The 15,659-nt window shown below is 56.4% G+C and carries 14 protein-coding genes; 8 read left to right on the plus strand and 6 right to left on the minus strand.

Annotated features, from left to right (window positions below):
- Positions 1 to 17: 17 nt before the first annotated feature.
- On the minus strand, positions 18 to 617 hold the full coding sequence (locus ABLO27_RS25430; protein WP_353036898.1) for a TetR/AcrR family transcriptional regulator: 600 nt from the start codon (positions 615 to 617) through the stop codon (positions 18 to 20).
- A gap of 180 nt (positions 618 to 797) precedes the next feature.
- On the opposite strand from ABLO27_RS25430, the gene ABLO27_RS25435 reads away from it, so the two are divergent.
- The 3 genes from ABLO27_RS25435 (at position 798) to ABLO27_RS25445 (ending at position 6,037) form a co-directional block, all read left to right on the plus strand.
- Positions 798 to 1,259, plus strand: coding sequence for a (2Fe-2S)-binding protein (locus tag ABLO27_RS25435; RefSeq protein WP_353036899.1), 462 nt, complete (start codon positions 798 to 800; stop codon positions 1,257 to 1,259).
- Positions 1,260 to 1,262: 3 nt separating this feature from the next.
- Complete coding sequence (locus tag ABLO27_RS25440; RefSeq protein WP_353036900.1) at positions 1,263 to 3,452, plus strand: xanthine dehydrogenase family protein molybdopterin-binding subunit; 2,190 nt, start codon at positions 1,263 to 1,265, stop codon at positions 3,450 to 3,452.
- 506 nt (positions 3,453 to 3,958) lie between these two features.
- Positions 3,959 to 6,037 (plus strand): methyl-accepting chemotaxis protein, encoded by a 2,079-nt coding sequence (locus ABLO27_RS25445; protein ID WP_353036901.1) that lies wholly within the window; start codon positions 3,959 to 3,961, stop codon positions 6,035 to 6,037.
- Between the two features lie 94 nt (positions 6,038 to 6,131).
- Here the strand turns inward: ABLO27_RS25445 and rlmN are convergent, their stop codons facing one another.
- Both rlmN and ABLO27_RS25455 read right to left on the minus strand, forming a co-directional pair.
- Entirely contained in the window at positions 6,132 to 7,355 is a 1,224-nt protein-coding gene (gene rlmN, locus ABLO27_RS25450; protein ID WP_353036902.1) for a 23S rRNA (adenine(2503)-C(2))-methyltransferase RlmN, read from the minus strand.
- A gap of 250 nt (positions 7,356 to 7,605) precedes the next feature.
- Positions 7,606 to 8,115: an invasion associated locus B family protein gene (locus tag ABLO27_RS25455; protein WP_353036903.1), complete on the minus strand. Its 510-nt coding sequence runs from the start codon at positions 8,113 to 8,115 to the stop codon at positions 7,606 to 7,608.
- A 272-nt stretch (positions 8,116 to 8,387) separates the two neighbouring features.
- Here ABLO27_RS25455 and ABLO27_RS25460 point away from each other — a divergent pair, with 272 nt between their 5' ends.
- On the plus strand, positions 8,388 to 8,954 hold the full coding sequence (locus tag ABLO27_RS25460; RefSeq protein WP_353036904.1) for a sigma-70 family RNA polymerase sigma factor: 567 nt from the start codon (positions 8,388 to 8,390) through the stop codon (positions 8,952 to 8,954).
- A complete protein-coding gene (locus ABLO27_RS25465; RefSeq protein WP_353036905.1) occupies positions 8,944 to 9,672 on the plus strand; it encodes a M15 family metallopeptidase in 729 nt (242 codons plus the stop codon). Before ABLO27_RS25460 ends, ABLO27_RS25465 begins: the two co-directional genes overlap by 11 nt.
- Positions 9,673 to 9,705: 33 nt before the next feature.
- Here the strand turns inward: ABLO27_RS25465 and ABLO27_RS25470 are convergent, their stop codons facing one another.
- Positions 9,706 to 11,061, minus strand: coding sequence for an NADase-type glycan-binding domain-containing protein (locus ABLO27_RS25470; protein ID WP_353036906.1), 1,356 nt, complete (start codon positions 11,059 to 11,061; stop codon positions 9,706 to 9,708).
- Positions 11,062 to 11,237: 176 nt separating this feature from the next.
- A complete protein-coding gene (gene soxR, locus ABLO27_RS25475; protein WP_353036907.1) occupies positions 11,238 to 11,702 on the minus strand; it encodes a redox-sensitive transcriptional activator SoxR in 465 nt (154 codons plus the stop codon).
- A 103-nt stretch (positions 11,703 to 11,805) separates the two neighbouring features.
- Here soxR and ABLO27_RS25480 point away from each other — a divergent pair, with 103 nt between their 5' ends.
- Complete coding sequence (locus tag ABLO27_RS25480; RefSeq protein ID WP_353036908.1) at positions 11,806 to 13,236, plus strand: MFS transporter; 1,431 nt, start codon at positions 11,806 to 11,808, stop codon at positions 13,234 to 13,236.
- Positions 13,233 to 13,871: an MBL fold metallo-hydrolase gene (locus ABLO27_RS25485; protein ID WP_353036909.1), complete on the plus strand. Its 639-nt coding sequence runs from the start codon at positions 13,233 to 13,235 to the stop codon at positions 13,869 to 13,871. Before ABLO27_RS25480 ends, ABLO27_RS25485 begins: the two co-directional genes overlap by 4 nt.
- Before the next feature lie 30 nt (positions 13,872 to 13,901).
- On the opposite strand, the gene ABLO27_RS25490 is transcribed toward ABLO27_RS25485, so the two are convergent.
- A complete protein-coding gene (locus ABLO27_RS25490; protein WP_353036910.1) occupies positions 13,902 to 14,447 on the minus strand; it encodes an RNA methyltransferase in 546 nt (181 codons plus the stop codon).
- A 197-nt stretch (positions 14,448 to 14,644) separates the two neighbouring features.
- On the opposite strand from ABLO27_RS25490, the gene ABLO27_RS25495 reads away from it, so the two are divergent.
- A complete protein-coding gene (locus ABLO27_RS25495; protein WP_353036911.1) occupies positions 14,645 to 15,619 on the plus strand; it encodes an NADPH:quinone oxidoreductase family protein in 975 nt (324 codons plus the stop codon).
- Positions 15,620 to 15,659 lie beyond the last annotated feature (40 nt).

The following is a 15,659-nucleotide window of genomic DNA, read 5'->3' on the forward strand; positions in this document are numbered from 1 at the left end:
GACAGTTTTCACTCTGACTAACTCTCAGATTTACCGTATTTCGCCAGGAACAGGTCAACGCTCTCTTCGATTATGTTGCGTATTTCCTCACGTTCCGGGACGCGTGCTGCATAGATGTTCGGGAAAAAGGCACGTGACTTGATCAGGCCAAGGAACTGTTCGGCCGCAAGGCCCGGATCTTCAGCTTTGAGTTTGCCTTCCTGCGTCGCGCGTTCGATGAACTCGGCGAAGATCACCAGCTTGGTCATGCGGGAATTCATGTCCGCTGCCAGTCCCGGATCGCGAATTGTCTCGCTCATGATCATGCGCGCAAGACTCATGAAGCACGGGTTGATCATCAGTTCGCCTTCGGCCCAACCGAGCCGTATCAAGGCGTCCCGAATTGGAAGATCCGGGTCATAGGGAAGCTCAAGGGCAGAATTTATCTGGTCGGCGAGGCACTGGTTGATCGCCTTGAACAGGACATCCTTGCTTTCGAAATGATTATAGACTGTCCGTTTGGAAACCTGCGCGCGTTCGGAAATGCGGTCCATGCTGGCGCCGGCGTAGCCCTTTTCCTGAAACTCCGCGATCGCGGCTTCTATGATCTGCTTTTTTTTCTGATCTGATACGGACATTCTCGCCTCAAGCGCGCCCCTTTCTGCATTTCTGTCATACGACAGTCCCCCAGCCCTTTCATCCCAAAAAAAATGCCTTATGTAAACTAGGGCGTTTACATATGTGTGAACTGAGATTACACTGCACGGTGTAGTTTACACCCTTTAGCCAGTTAAGGCCAGCCAAGGGAGACGTCCTTCATGTCAGTCACTCTCAAAATCAACGGGGAAACGCGCACGCTTGATGCCGACCCCGAAAGCCCGCTGCTGTGGGCGCTGCGCGATGAGCTTGGAATGACCGGAACCAAGTTTGGTTGCGGCATTGCTTCCTGCGGAGCTTGCACCGTCCACTGGGACGGCACTCCAATCCGCTCCTGTCAGACCATGGTCGGCGACCTGGAAGGCGCGGAAATCACCACCATCGAAGGCGTGAACGGCAAGGCCGCGGAAGCTGTTCAAGCTGCCTGGAACGAACTGGATGTGCCGCAGTGCGGTTACTGCCAGTCCGGCCAGATCATGGCGGCCACTTCGCTCCTGAGCGAGACGCCGAAGCCGAGCGATGAAGATATCGACGCGGCGATGGACGGCAATGTCTGCCGTTGTGCCACTTACGCCCGTATTCGCAAGGCGATCCACCTTGCCGCTGACAAGATGGAGGGATAGGCCATGTTGCATCTATTGCAGAAGCCGCTTGAGGCACAAAAGCCGTCGCGGCGTACCTTTCTGAAAATGTCGGCCGGGGCTGTCGGTGGTCTGGTGATCGCGATGAATTTGCCGCGTGCCGCTAAAGCCGCAGCCGGAAGTGGCGAACTCGCCCAACCTTTCGTGCATATTCGTCCCGACAACACGGTGGTCGTTCTGTCCAAGCATCTGGACAAGGGGCAGGGTGCGGCCACTGGTCTGACTACTCTCGTCGCCGAGGAACTTGACGCCTCGCGCGAACAGGTCTCGGTCGAGTTTGCCCCGTCCAATCCGCAGCTCTACGCAAATTTGTTGTTTGGCGTCCAGGGGACCGGCGGATCGACTGCCATGGCGAACTCCTTCATGCAGTATCGTCAGGCCGGTGCGGCAGCGAAGGCCATGATCGTGGCAGCGGCAGCCAAGGAATGGGGTGTCCCGGCAGGTGAAATCACAGTGTCTGCAGGGGTCGTGTCTCATTCGTCCGGCAAATCAGCAACGCTTGGTGAGCTCGCCAGTCTTGCGGCAGAGCAGGATGTACCGGCGGAACCGGCACTGAAATCTCCGGACCAATGGGTCTATATCGGCAAGTCCTTCCCGCGCCTGGATGTGAAGAACAAGACCGTTGGAGCGCCGAAAACCTACACCATGGATTTTCAGCGCGATGATCTGTTGGTGGCCGTCGTGGCTCGCTCGCCCCGTTTCGGCGGCAAGGTGAAGTCATTCGATGCCGCTGAGGCCAAAAAGGTGCCGGGCGTCGTCAATGTTCTTGAGATCCCGAACGGGATTGCTGTGGTCGCCAAGTCAACCTGGCCGGCCATCAAGGGGCGTGAGCTCCTGGAGATCGAATGGGATGACAGCGAGGCCGAAACCCGATCCAGCGATGCAATGTTTGCCGAACTCAAGGAAATGACCGCCAAACCCGGTGTCAAAGTCCGCGAAGACGGTGACATCGATGCGGCCCTCGACGCTTCGGCACGCGTCATCGAAGAAGACTTCGAGTTTCCTTACCTTGCGCACGGCGCGATGGAGCCGCTCGACATTGCAATGATGTTCGACGGGGAAACGGCGGAGTTCTGGTTCGGTTCCCAAATCCAGACAATCGACCACAACGTTGCGGCCACGGTTTTGGGCATTCCGTTCCAGAACGTGAAGATCAACACGCTCTGGGCCGGTGGGTCTTTCGGGCGCCGGGCGCAGGCTGATGCCCACCCGGTGGTGGAAATCACGACCCTGGCCAAGGCCATGCAGGCGGCGGGCATGGAGCCGGCGCCGGTGAAGATCGTATGGACGCGCGAAGACGATATGGCGGGCGGATATTACCGGCCAATGTCGGCGCACAAGATCAAGGTTGGTCTCGATGAGAACAACAATGTGACGGCGTTCAAATACAACATAGCCGCCAAGTCGATCATCAAGGGTACCCCGTTCGAAGCCATGCTGATGAAGGATGGCGTCGATCACAACATGACCGAAGGTGCCCACGATACGACCTATGACTTCCCGCTCATGAACATGGACCAGTCATTCCAGGAAACGAAGGTTCCGGTTCTCTGGTGGCGGTCCGTTGGCCATACTCATACGGCTTATGTCATGGAATCCATGGTTGACCGTCTTGCAAAGGAAGCGGGCAAGGATCCAGTTGCCTATCGTCTTGAAATGATCAAGGACGATCCGCGGAAGGTGAATGTTCTGAAGCTTGCAGCCGAAAAGGCCGGATGGGACAAGCCTGCTGCCGAAGGACGCCATCGCGGCGTTGCGGTTCACAAGTCCTTTGGTTCCTACGTTGCCGAAGTTGCCGAAATCTCCTTCCGCGAGGATGGCACGGTGAAGGTCGAGAAGGTTACGGCAGCTGTTGACTGTGGAACGCCGATCAACCCCGACAACATCCGGGCTCAGGTTGAAGGTGGCATCGGTTACGGACTGGGTGCGATCCTCCGCAACCAGGTCACTCTGGTGGACGGTGTCGTCGATGAGACCAATTTCGACACTTATGAACCTCTCCGGATTTCCGACATGCCTGAAATCGAGGTGCATATCGTTGCTTCAAACGAAGCTCCGAGTGGTATCGGCGAACCGGGGACACCTCCGATCGGGCCCGCTGTTGCAAACGCAATTGCGGCTGCCAAGGGAGAATGGGTGACAACGTTGCCGTTGACCAAGGCCGGCCTCGTCTGATCCGGCTCAATCAGAAAAAGAAAGGCCGCCATTGGCGGCCTTTCGTTTATTGCACCTGTTTCAAGGTGATGACCAAAGCTGTATCGGCGACCTTCCTCGATCGCGATTGCGGGGCAAGAGAAATTAGCCGTAAAAGTATTTTAAATAATACCTTGAGAGGGATATCTGGTCAGTCGAATCTCGGTTGACAGATTGAAACGGTGCGCTGCTGTGGGTGGTAGTGAAGTGTGAGGTGTCTTAAAAAGAGTAATTCTAAAATTAAAAACAGAGTAGAAATCTCTCTACTTGTTACTTATTACAAGCAATTTCTATTGCTGGTTTTGTTGCTTGTTTTATTCAACTTAATTTCTATAAATTTGGGAAGTAAAAATAATACAATTAACTGAAGAGTAAGCTGAAACACCTGACCCTACGAAAAGCGTATTCAACTTTAGGAGGGTGCTGTGGGGGCCCGGTTCTCTAAACTCAGCTTTCGTTTGCCAGCAATCATATCCGGTTGCTCGGTCGTGGCGGCCGTCCTCGTCGGCGCATTGGCCTACTGGGTCAGCTCGTCCAATATCGAAGAACAGGCAGAAGAGAGATTGTCGGCCCTGGCAAAGGTGCGAAGCGACGATCTTTCACGTTACCTCGACTCCATTGTCCAGGACCTGTCCGTAACGGCCGAGAGTCCGTTCGTGAAATCGGCACTGGTCGATTTCGAGATCGCATGGAACGGTCAGGACGGAAATTCTCAAGACATCTTGCAAGGAGCCTATATTCACGACAATCCGCATCCGACAGGTGAAAAGGATGCTTTGATGAGCGCGGGCGAAACGCCCTACGATCTTGCGCATGCTCAATACCATCCGTGGTTCCGGACCATGCTCAAAACGCGCGGATACTACGATATCTTCCTGTTCTCCGATGACGGCTCTCTCATTTACACCGTCTTCAAGGAACTGGATTACGCGACAAACCTTTTGTCGGGGGAATACAGGGACACGGATCTTGGCAATGCGTTTCGCGCAGCTCAGAAGGGCAGCGAAGGAAGTGTTCATTTCTATGATTTCAAGCCCTACGCTCCGAGTGCCGATGCACCGGCCAGCTTTATCTCGACACCGGTCTTTGAAGACGGCAAACGCCTGGGCGTTCTGGTGTTTCAGATGCCCATCGACAATATCAACGCGATCATGGCTGATGTACCGGGACTGGGCGAGACGGGTGAAGCAATTCTGATCGGGGCTGACAAGCTGTTCCGAAACGATTCGGCAAAGACGCCCGATCGGAACGACATTCTGCAAGACAGCCTGCACAGTGAAGTTGCCGATACCGCGCTGGCCGGTCAGTCCGCAATCGGGCATCTGGAAGATTTCCGTGGCCAGACTTTCATCGCCGCGTCTGCTCCGCTTCAGTTTCAGGGCGTAAACCTTGCTGTTGTTGCGGTTGAAGCGGAGGAAGAAATTCTGCTGCCGGTGATGGCTCTGCGTAACCAGATCGCGATTATCAGTCTCGGCATTCTGGCCGTCATGACATTCGTTGGCTGGCTTGCCGCACGTTCGGTTGTTCATCCGATCAGGAACCTTGTCCAGAGCGCAGCCCAGTTGGCCGGCGGCGACGTAAGCGTCGAGTTTGCCGAGGCGAAGCGTCAGGACGAAGTCGGAGAAATCGCCTCCGCGATTGCAGGGTTCCGGGATGGAGTCGCGGAACAGGCTCGTCTGGCCGAGGCAAGAAAAGAGGAAGAGCAGCAACGCTTAGAGCGCCAGCAGCGGATCGATACTCTGATCGACACATTCAGAACCCAGTCGTCCGACCTGCTCGGAGTTGTGGAAACGTCCATGGGCGAAATGCAGTCAAATGCGGCTTCCATGATGTCGAGTGCCACCAGCGCTTCTGAGGAAGTGAACAGCGCGGCCTCGGCCACAACTCAGGCTTCGGGCAACGTTCAGCTCGTTGCTGCTGCCACCGAGGAACTTTCGTCGTCGATTTCGGAAATCGGTCAAAGGATCGAGGAGACGAACCGGGTCATTGCCAACGCCACCAATCAGACCCAGACCAGCACGCAGATGATGGAGCAGCTTTCTTCCGGATCTGCCCGCATTGGCGAGGTCATTGGCCTTATTCAGGCCATTGCCGAGCAGACCAACCTGCTCGCCCTGAACGCAACGATCGAAGCGGCCCGTGCAGGTGAGGCAGGCAAAGGGTTTGCAGTCGTCGCTGCGGAGGTGAAAGAGCTTGCCACGCAAACTTCCAAGGCAACCGAAGACATCTCGAACCAGATCGCGGAAATCCAGGCGGCAACGGAACAGGCCGTCACCGCAATCCAGGGTGTCGCGGAAATCATGGTGAAGGCCAACGAGAACACAACGTCAATTGCCGCGGCCGTCCAGGAACAGGATGCAGCGACCGGCGAGATCAGCCGAAGTGCCTCCGAGGCGTCAGCCGGGACGTCCGCTGCCAGCGACAACATGTCGAATGTCAGCGCGTCTGTCGGCTCCACGTCCATGTCCGCACAGGCTGTAGAAGAGGCAACGCAAAACGCGACAGAAAAGCTGAGCAGCCTGAATGCGGCGGTGAACGAGTTCCTGCGTGAGGTTGCTGCCGCGTAAGGGTGCGAATGCACGCTAAGCACCAGCAAAACAAAAAACGGCGGAAAATTCCGCCGTTTTTCTTTTGCGTTTCTTGTGGAACCCGACAGGTCAATCAGGATGCCTGTAGTGCTTCCCGGTCCTTTTTGCGCATGCGCTCGGAGGCCGATTTCAGCTGACCGCAGGCTGCAAAAATGTCCCGTCCGCGTGGTGTCCGGATCGGCGAAGCATATCCGGCACGGTTGACGATGTCGGCGAATTCCTCGATCCGCTCCCAGTCCGAGCACTCATAATCGGATCCCGGCCATGGATTGAATGGAATCAGGTTGATCTTTGCCGGAATGCCTTTGAGGAGGCGCACCAGCTCAAGCGCATCCTGATTGCTGTCGTTCACATCCTTCAGCATCACATATTCAAACGTGATCCGCTTGGCATTGGACAGACCGGGATACTGACGGCAGGCGTCGAGCAATTCCTTGATGTTCCACTTCTTGTTGATCGGAACCAGAACATCGCGCAGCTCGTCGCGAACGGCGTGCAGCGAGATTGCCAGCATGCAGCCGACTTCGTCACCTGTGCGGAAAATCTCGGGCACCACGCCGGAAGTGGAAAGCGTGATCCGCCGCTTGGAGAGAGACAGTCCGTCACCATCCGAGGCAATCAACAGCGCTTTTTTGACATTGTCGAAGTTATAGAGCGGCTCCCCCATGCCCATCATGACGATGTTGGATACTAGCCTGCCTTCGGAAGGAACGATGGCTCCCTGAGGCGTACTTGCGTCCGGGAAATCGCCCAGCCGGTCGCGTGCCATCAGAATCTGCGAAAGGATTTCTTCCGACGTGAGGTTTCGCACGAGTTTCTGGGTGCCGGTATGGCAGAACGTGCAAGTCAGCGTGCAACCGACCTGCGATGAGACGCAAAGCGTGCCACGGCCTTCCTCGGGAATATAGACGGTTTCGACTTCTACAGGTCTGCCGGCGCCGCGAGGCGGGAAGCGAAACAGCCACTTGCGCGTGCCATCGACAGAAATCTGCTCGGATACGATTTCCGGCCGTGAGACTGTGAAATTCTCGTCCAGTTTCTGGCGCAGATCCTTGGCGATGTTTGTCATCTGCGAAAAGTCGGAAACGCCGCGCACGTAGAGCCAGTGCCACAGCTGAGAAGCGCGCATGCGCCACTGCTTTTGCGGCACGCCGATCGTCCCCATCGCTTCGCCAAGCTCCTCGCGCGACAAACCTACCAGCGTGGGCTTGTCGTCACCAGGCAGCAATGCGGAAGCTGCGGCTGAAACTGTCTGCGCGTTCGGATTGTCCCGCGCGATGTCGAGCGTAGTCGCCATGTCGTGATCCGTTGTTTTCTCCGGCGCTCGTCAAGGCGTTACACTTCAAGGAACGCGGCTGCCGGGTCACCTGCTCTTCCAGGTAAAACTCTTGCGATCCAAAACCACAAACCGCGCTGAAAATCAAGCTTTCAGGCCTGCAATGGTGCCATGCAGCCGCAAATGAGCGCTCTTCGACAAACGCAAACGCCCGACCGGATGCGTGTCGATCCGGCCGGGGCAGCGAAAAAGAAGTGGTTGGCGTTGCGGATTAACGGCAAGCCTGTGCAGCGGTGTCGATGGCAGCTGTCACGCCGGAGAGCGAGAACTTGTACGTTGTGCGCGTGCCACGGCTGGATTCGCCGTTTACCGTCATTTCACGACCGGCTTTCATTGCCGTTACAAGCTGAGCTTCCGTCGCCGCATTTTCCACCCAGGCACCATCATTGTTGGTGAACAGGGTGAATCCCTTGCCGTCAACATCGACATTGACGGAGGATTTGTCCTTGAACGGATATCCAACCAGCAAGCTAGGCTCGGAATTGACACCTTCGGCTGGTCTGGAGGTCACGAAAAAGAACACGTCTCCATGATTGCGATCGCCCGGCAGCAGAGTGGTCGGCTTCGTCAGAGCGTAGCACACCTTGCCGCTGCCGCTGGTCAGCGCATAAGCCGCCCAGTCCTTATGCTGCTTTAGCAGCGTCGGGGTTTGTGCGAAAGCCGCTGCACTCGAAACGGCAAGACCTGCGAGGGCCAGAACCAGCGATTTTGCTTTCATCATCTCCACACCGTTTGGCTATGAGTTTCTGTAAAATTCAATTCAATTGGCCACTGACATATAAACCTTGCTTTAATGATAACTTAAAGCGGGTTACGAAAGGGTTGAAGCCTTGTCCCGTACCAGTCTGTTTTTTACAGTCCGGGTGGACAATGGCTTTGTCTCAACGCATTTGCGATAAATCGAGGCAACAGTGTGGCAGAGCAGGGGAAGCGCCTTTCGAAATCCTGCAAACATGCTAAAGATTTAAGGATCGACAGGGAGTTAAGTGATCTTTGGCGCAATCGCAGTACTTTTCTGAACTCATTGTCAAAGTCGCGACTGACCGCGACAAAGCTGCATTTGTTGAATTGTTTGATCATTTTGCCCCACGTTTAAAGGGCTATCTGATGAAACAAGGCGCGGACGGGGCTGTCGCGGAGGAAATAGCGCAGGACGTCATGGTGACCCTTTGGCGCAAGGCTGAGCTGTTTGATCCGAAAAAGTCCTCTGCCAGTACCTGGCTTTTCCGCGTGGCCCGTAATCGTCGCATAGACAATTTGAGGCGACGGAAAACAGCTGAGCTCGACCCTGAAGAACCTTCCCTGCAGCCGTCCCCTCTGCCGGATGTTGCAGACGAGATGGATGCCAGATTGCGCGAAGAACGCGTCAGGGCGGCGTTGGCGAAACTGCCGGACGAGCAAAAGGAAGTCGTGCGCCTCGCGTTTTTCCTGGGCCGGTCACATAGCGAAATTTCCGAAGAAACAGGATTGCCCCTGGGAACCGTCAAATCGCGCATACGGCTTGCTTTTGGAAGGCTGCGCCAGCTGATCGAGGCCGATGAGGCCGTCGATGTCGATTAGGTCTTCACTCGCGGCCTTCTTTTTGTTTCTGGCTTCCGGACCTGCGCCAAGTGCGACCGCTTTGCCGGAAGGATTTGTTTTTCTAAAGGAAATCGTTCCCGACATCCGTCAGGACATACGCTATGCAGGACGAAATAATTTCATGCGCCAGCGTTTGCCCGGATATCAGTCGGCAGAATGCGTTCTGACCGAGGCAGCAGCCAAGGCGCTGGCCAAGGTTCAGAGCAAGGCCGTTCAGGCCGGCTATTCCCTGGTGACCTTTGACTGCTATCGGCCCCAACGTGCAGTCAATGCCATGGTCGCCTGGGTTGCCGGCGGAAGCGGAACCGATCAGGCTTATTTTCCAAGAGTGTCCAGGTCTAGCCTGGTCCGCCAAGGCTATATTGGTGCCAAGAGCAGTCATGCCCGTGGATCAACGGTTGATGTTGCTCTGGAGCCTTTGTCGGGCGAGGTCGCAACCGGGCGAACCTCCGCGAACGTTTGCGCGCGAACCGATCGCGATACAGCGGACTTCGGAACACCTTTTGACTGTTTTGATCCCGATAGCCGCACTGATTCGGTTGATGTTGCGGCTTCTGCCCGGCAACTGCGACAGACGCTTGTCGATCTCATGCGCAAGGGCGGGTTTCGCAATTATCCGGGTGAATGGTGGCATTTCACGCTGATTGATGAACCCTTCCGGAGGAAGTCTTTCGATTTTCCAATCACAAGCCGTTAGGGCCGCCGCAAAGCCAATCAGTGCGAAATCAGTCTAATCGGCAAAGACCGGCGCGAACTCCGAAACCGCGGTGTCGGTGTATCTGGTTCCCGGATAAACGGAGCCAATTTCTATTTCGATCCAGCTGGCCTCAACCGGCGATCCGAAGGCAAACCGGCTTGAACGCATGGAGTCCGGCAGGGAAATTGTCTGGGTGCTGCCATCCGACAAGGTTATGCGTGCTGTCTGGAGGCGCGCATTTTTGGAATAGATGTCACGGTTTTTGGCATAGCCATTGACGACATCGAAACCCGACAACAGCCGGGGACGGTCAAAAGCAATCAGGATGCTTTCACCAGCTCCGTTTCCGCCGACACCTTCAACCCATGCAGTTGACGGGTTGCCGTCCAGAAGGTTCAGGGGCCCGTAGCGATTGCCATGCTGCGGATCGAGAACGGAACTGGCACAGACCTGCCAGTTTCCCTGCCCGGACGTGGCGCTGCGGCAAAGGTTTCCCGCGTAGCGAGGCACTGGCTGATGACGCGATTGCTGGAGGCTCAGCGTTGGTCCTGTGCCCGCGGTCCCGCCGGTTGGAGCTGTCGGAGAAGGGCTGGCTGTATTTGATGTCGAAGTGGCCGACGTTTCGGACGAGCGACCGCCGAAATAGAACTCTCCGATCAGCGCTTCGTTCAGCCAGGGCAGCTGGGCTTTTCCCGTGTCGCGATAAACACTTTCACGAACACGTCCCATCAAATGGCGGATCTCCAGGTCGGGGGTATCGATCCACGTGGCAAGCGCTTCGGTGAAGGGGCTGTTCCGGCCGGTGCCGTCCAGAGCAACGTCTCCGGGAGAGGTGGCAAAAGCTATCATCATTCCGGCAGCATTTGCCTCCAGCCGGGCAAGGCCGTTTGATGTGCCTCGGGAGAGTGAACGCGGCAGGGGGTTGTTTCGGCAGGCATCCAGGAAAACAAGCTTCAGTTTCGCTCCCGATGCTTCCATGATTTCAAGAAGATCATCTGCCTTGACGGCCTGCCCGGGCAGATCCGTGCTGGCCTGAATTTGTGCATCCACCGGGAGCAGCCAGTTTCTGCCATTCACCTGAACACCGTGACCTGCATAAAAGACCAGTGCGACTTCCGCGCCCTGGGCCTTGCGCCCGAACTGCGTGAGCGCATCGTAGAAATCCCGCCGGTCGCCGTCGATTACCCTGATGACTTCAAACCCCAGTGCCGCCAGTTTGTTGGTCATGAGGTTGGCATCATTTGCCGGATTTACGAGCGAGGACATGGCCTGGTAGGAGCCGTTTCCGATAACCAGCGCCACTTTCGCCGAAGCATGTGCCGAGACAGGCAACAGAAGGGCCACGCAAATGACCCAGAAGCCAGCAAGTGTGCTTCTCAATCCGATCATGTGCAGCCTCCCGGTGTTCGTCAGGTCCCTCTCCGGCAGTCGGTCGCAAGAGGAAACTTCTCAAGAGGGTAGACAAAACACCTGACAGTGCAAGTGGTTGCCTCCTGGCATTGCGGGTTGAGGTGCTTGCAAATTCGGGTTCATCCACCACGAATAGAAAGGCGCCTGGTCCGGGTTCAGAAATCGAGCGTTTCCGGCGCGTCTTCTTCAAGGAAACGCGGCCCCGGGCCGTTGGCACCGATCTCGTCGTCTGGGTTCAGCAGTTTGCAGGTGTTGAGTGACAGGCAACCGCAGCCGATACATCCGTCCATCAGTTTTCGCAATCTTTGCAATCTTGCGATCCGGTCGTCCAGTTCCGAAGCCCAATTGCTGGAAAGCTGTTCCCAGTGATCAACAGTGACCTTTTCCTCGGGAGGCAGAAACGACATCGCTTCGGCGATCTCGCGCAACGGTACGCCAGCGCGTTGAGCGACCTGAATGATCGCGATCTTTCTCAGGACCGTGGCCGAGTATCTGCGATGATTGGCGCTGTTGCGCGACGAGGAGATGAGTCCTTTGCGTTCGTAAAAATGAATGGCGGAGACCGCGATGCCACTGCGTTGCGCGACTTCACCGACTGTCAAACCGCCTTTTCTGTCCATGATTTTCTCCTGAATTTTCCTCTTGACCTCAACTAAGGTTCAGGACCTACCTAGGCAAGGACTAGATCGAATTCAGAACCATTCCCTAAGGAGAGAACCGGCCATGTCCGCAAGCATTGAACAGTCAGATCAGGCGCGCTGGAGCGACGTTTTATGGGGAACCCATGCGCCTGTGTCGGCTGTGTTGGCGGGAGGAATTATTCTGCACGCGGTGAACATCAACATTTCGGCGACCATGCTTCCATCCATCGTTTCCGAAATCGGGGGGCAGGGGCTTTATGCATGGAATGCGACCCTCTTCACGCTTGCAGCTATCTTGAGTGCAGCCGTCACAGGCAAGATCTTCCAGAGATTGGGAGCCAAGTCCGCATTCGCCCTTTCCGGCGTGGTGTTCGCGCTTGGCAGCCTGATTACTGCTGCGGCTCCCAGCATGCCGATAATGCTGGTTGGACGTTCGATACAGGGTATCGGCGGCGGCATGATGTTCACGCTGTGCTACTCGATGATCGTATTTGCCTATCCGGAGCGTCTCTGGTCCCGGGCTGTTGCCCTGCTGTCGGGAACCTGGGGCATTGCCATGCTGTTTGGTCCTGCCGTCGGGGGAATGTTCGCAGAATATGATGCGTGGCGTGGCGGATTTGCGTCGCTTCTTCCAGTGACAGGTCTCTACATTCTGATGGCCTGGCGGATGTTGCCGAGCATCAGGAAGGAATTGTCACCGGTCGCTCCGATTGCATTCGGGCAGCTTGCCCTGCTGGCAGGTTCCGTGCTGGCGATATCGACCGCTTCGCTTTCCACGTCACCGCTTGGCGCCATACTGGGCGTCGCGCTGTCGGTGGTGATGGTGCTCGTTCTGATGCGGCGGGAAAAGACCGCAGAGGTGCGTTTGTTCCCAAGAGGCGCGATGCTCCCCGGCTCGCCGCTGTTTCTGGCATTTGCAGTGATGTCCCTGCTGATCTTCTGCGTGAATGCCGAGTTCTTCATGCCGTTCTTCCTGCAACGCCTTCATGGCTTGTCACCGCTTGTTGCCGGTTACATTGCCGCACTGGTCTCTATCGGCTGGGCGTCCTCGGAGGTTTATTCGGCAAAGTTCACCGGTAGAGCCATGCATCGCACGGTGCTTGCCGGACCGCTCGTGATGCTGGCGGGCACGCTCACCCTGGCACTGGCAACACCCATGCACACGTCGGCCGGTGCCGGATTGACCACCGTGCTGGCGCTGTCGCTGGTTCTCGTCGGGATCGGTATCGGGGTCAGCTGGCCGCATCTGAACACATTTGCACTTCAGTTCACCGACGAAGCGGAAAAGGAAAATGCCGCCTCTGCTTTGTCCACCATTCAGATGTTTGCCGTTTCCTTCGGTACTGCGGTGGCTGGCCTGGTGGCCAACCTGTCGGGCTTTAACAACAAGAACGATATCGGCGCGACGGCAAACTCGTCCATCTGGCTGTTCGTGACCTTTGCAGGCGTCGCGGTCCTTTCTGCGGTTGCCAGCAAGTCGTTGATTGCCACACAGAAGGTTCGTGCCGAATGAGACAGCTTTATCCGGACCTTTGGCAGACATCGGTCGAGATGCGTTTCGGAACCCTGCGCACTCATGCCTATTTTCTGGAGCATTCGGACGGAAATGCCTTGATCTATCACAGTGCGCAGGAGGCCGATCTCAGCCGGATCAGCAAGATGGGCGGTGTTGCGCATCAGTATCTGAGCCACAACCATGAGATCGTTCCAGGGCTTCACGCGACCAGCAGCCGGTTGGGTGGTCAGCTTTGCGGTCACGAAAGAATGCAGCCCTATTTCGGAGCCAGAAAGGGGCTCGACATCGCATTCCAGACTTTGGACACCGAACAGCATGCAGGTGGTTTGGAGGTCATCTTCACGCCCGGGCACACTGATAACAATGTCTGCTATCGCTATGCTTCACCTCACGGAAAAACCTATCTATTTACAGGCGACACGATTTACCTGGATCAGGGTGAATGGCGCACCCTCGTGATGACGGGTGACGGCGGTGACCGTTCGACCTTGCACGAAACTCTGCTGAAACTTGGCGAAATGCCGGCCGATGTCCTGATCACGAGCGTTGCTGTCGGTGACATGCGGATCGTTGAAGTTACGCGTTCCGAATGGCGGGCAATCGCCCGCAAGCTGGCTGATGAGTTGACGTAGCTCGACTGCCACCGTCACTGGAGCTGCGTGTCAGGTTCCGGGAACCTTTCTGCCCTTGCGCATGACAGGACCGCCGCTGACATGTTGCGCACGTTCGATCTTGGGTGCGCCCGCCGTCAGGGACCTTTCGGCGTAGCGGCCAAGGGCCCGGTGGCGGTCATACATGACGATCGCTCCGGCCATGGCCACGTTGATGCAGAACTTCGTCGGAATTTTCACGATGTGATCGCACCGCTCCAGCATCTGCGGCGACAACGACCCCCGTTCCGGGCCGAGCACATAGGCTGCCTGTAACGGGTGGCCGAAGCTCGGCAGGTCGATGGACTCGTCCGTCAGCTCGATGCCGACCAACTGGCATCCCTTGGGAAGATCCATCGTGTCGACGCTGTCCCAGGTAAAGACCGGCAAGTGGCCAGGGCTCTTGGATGTGTCCGACGGCGGTGCCTTGCGTAGCTTCTGGTCCGCATCCACCGTGAAGAAGAAGTTGGCACCGAAGGCATGTGCGGACCGCATAAGCGTGCCAAGATTCATTCGTTTGGAAAGGCCTTCTGCCCCGACAGCAAAATATCCGCGCATGAAAATTCCGTTTCTTCTCGATTCTGGTGGATCGGCGGTGACGGTTCTCATAGCCGAAAGAAAGCAGCCTTTGAACCGGGCTTATCCGGAAAGCCAATTTCTGAAGCAGGATTGACTTGATAACGTGCAAGGCCGCTGCCATCAAAAGAATGGCGTTTCCCGCAAGTCCGCAGTGTCTCTATCCGAACGAGGTCACCTTGAAAGCCTGTCTTTGCAAATCCTACGGTCCACCATCATCTCTCGTGGTCGAACAGGTTGCGGAACCTGTCGCAGGCCCGAAAGATGTGATCGTCCGGGTGAAAGCCTGCGCCCTGAACTTTTTCGATACGTTGATCATTCAGGGCAAGTATCAGTTCAAGCCGGATATGCCATTCTCGCCAAGCGCGGAGTTTGCCGGCATCGTTGAAACGGTCGGCGAAGACGTGTCGGAGTTTGCCGTCGGTGACCGGGTCATGGGTTACATGCGTTGGGGTGCGGCTCGCGAACTGGTTGCTGTCAGCGAACAGGAACTCATCGCGATTCCCGATGACGTTTCGTTCGAAATTGCCGCCGGTCTGACCGTTACCTATGGCACGACGCTTCATGCCTATTGTGACAGGGCCGGCCTGCAGCCGGGTGAGACGGTAGCGGTGCTGGGAGCTTCCGGCGGTGTCGGACAGGCGGCGGTAGAAATTGCCGCGATCATGGGCGCCAGAGTGATCGCCTGTGCATCTTCGGAGGAAAAACTCAGTTTTGCCAGATCGCTGGGAGCAGAGTTGACCATTGACTATTCAAAGCAGCATCTAAAGGAAACCTTGAAAGAACTCACGGACGGCAAGGGAGCCGATGTCGTCTACGATCCTGTCGGGGGTGACCTGTCGGAACAGGCGCTCAGGGCCACTGGATGGGAAGGCCGGTTTCTGGTGATCGGGTTTGCCGCCGGGGACATCCCCAGGATTCCTTTGAACATCGTGATGCTCAAAGGCTGTGATGTTCAGGGCGTCTTTTGGGGAGAAGCGCTCGTCCGCGATCCGGCAGGTCACAAGCGGAACATGGCAACGCTGCTGAAATGGGTGCAGGAAGGCAAACTCAAGCCACACGTCCATGCAGTTTATCCGCTCGAGGATATTGCGGTTGCGCTGGACGAAATCGCAGCACGACGCGTACGTGGCAAGGTAATATTGACCCCTTAGCCAACCAGGAATTTCGATCTCAAAGCTTAAAGGACCTATC

It is taken from the genome of Roseibium sp. SCP15 (genome assembly GCF_040329435.1).
In the GTDB taxonomy this organism is placed as follows: Bacteria; Pseudomonadota; Alphaproteobacteria; order Rhizobiales; family Stappiaceae; genus Roseibium.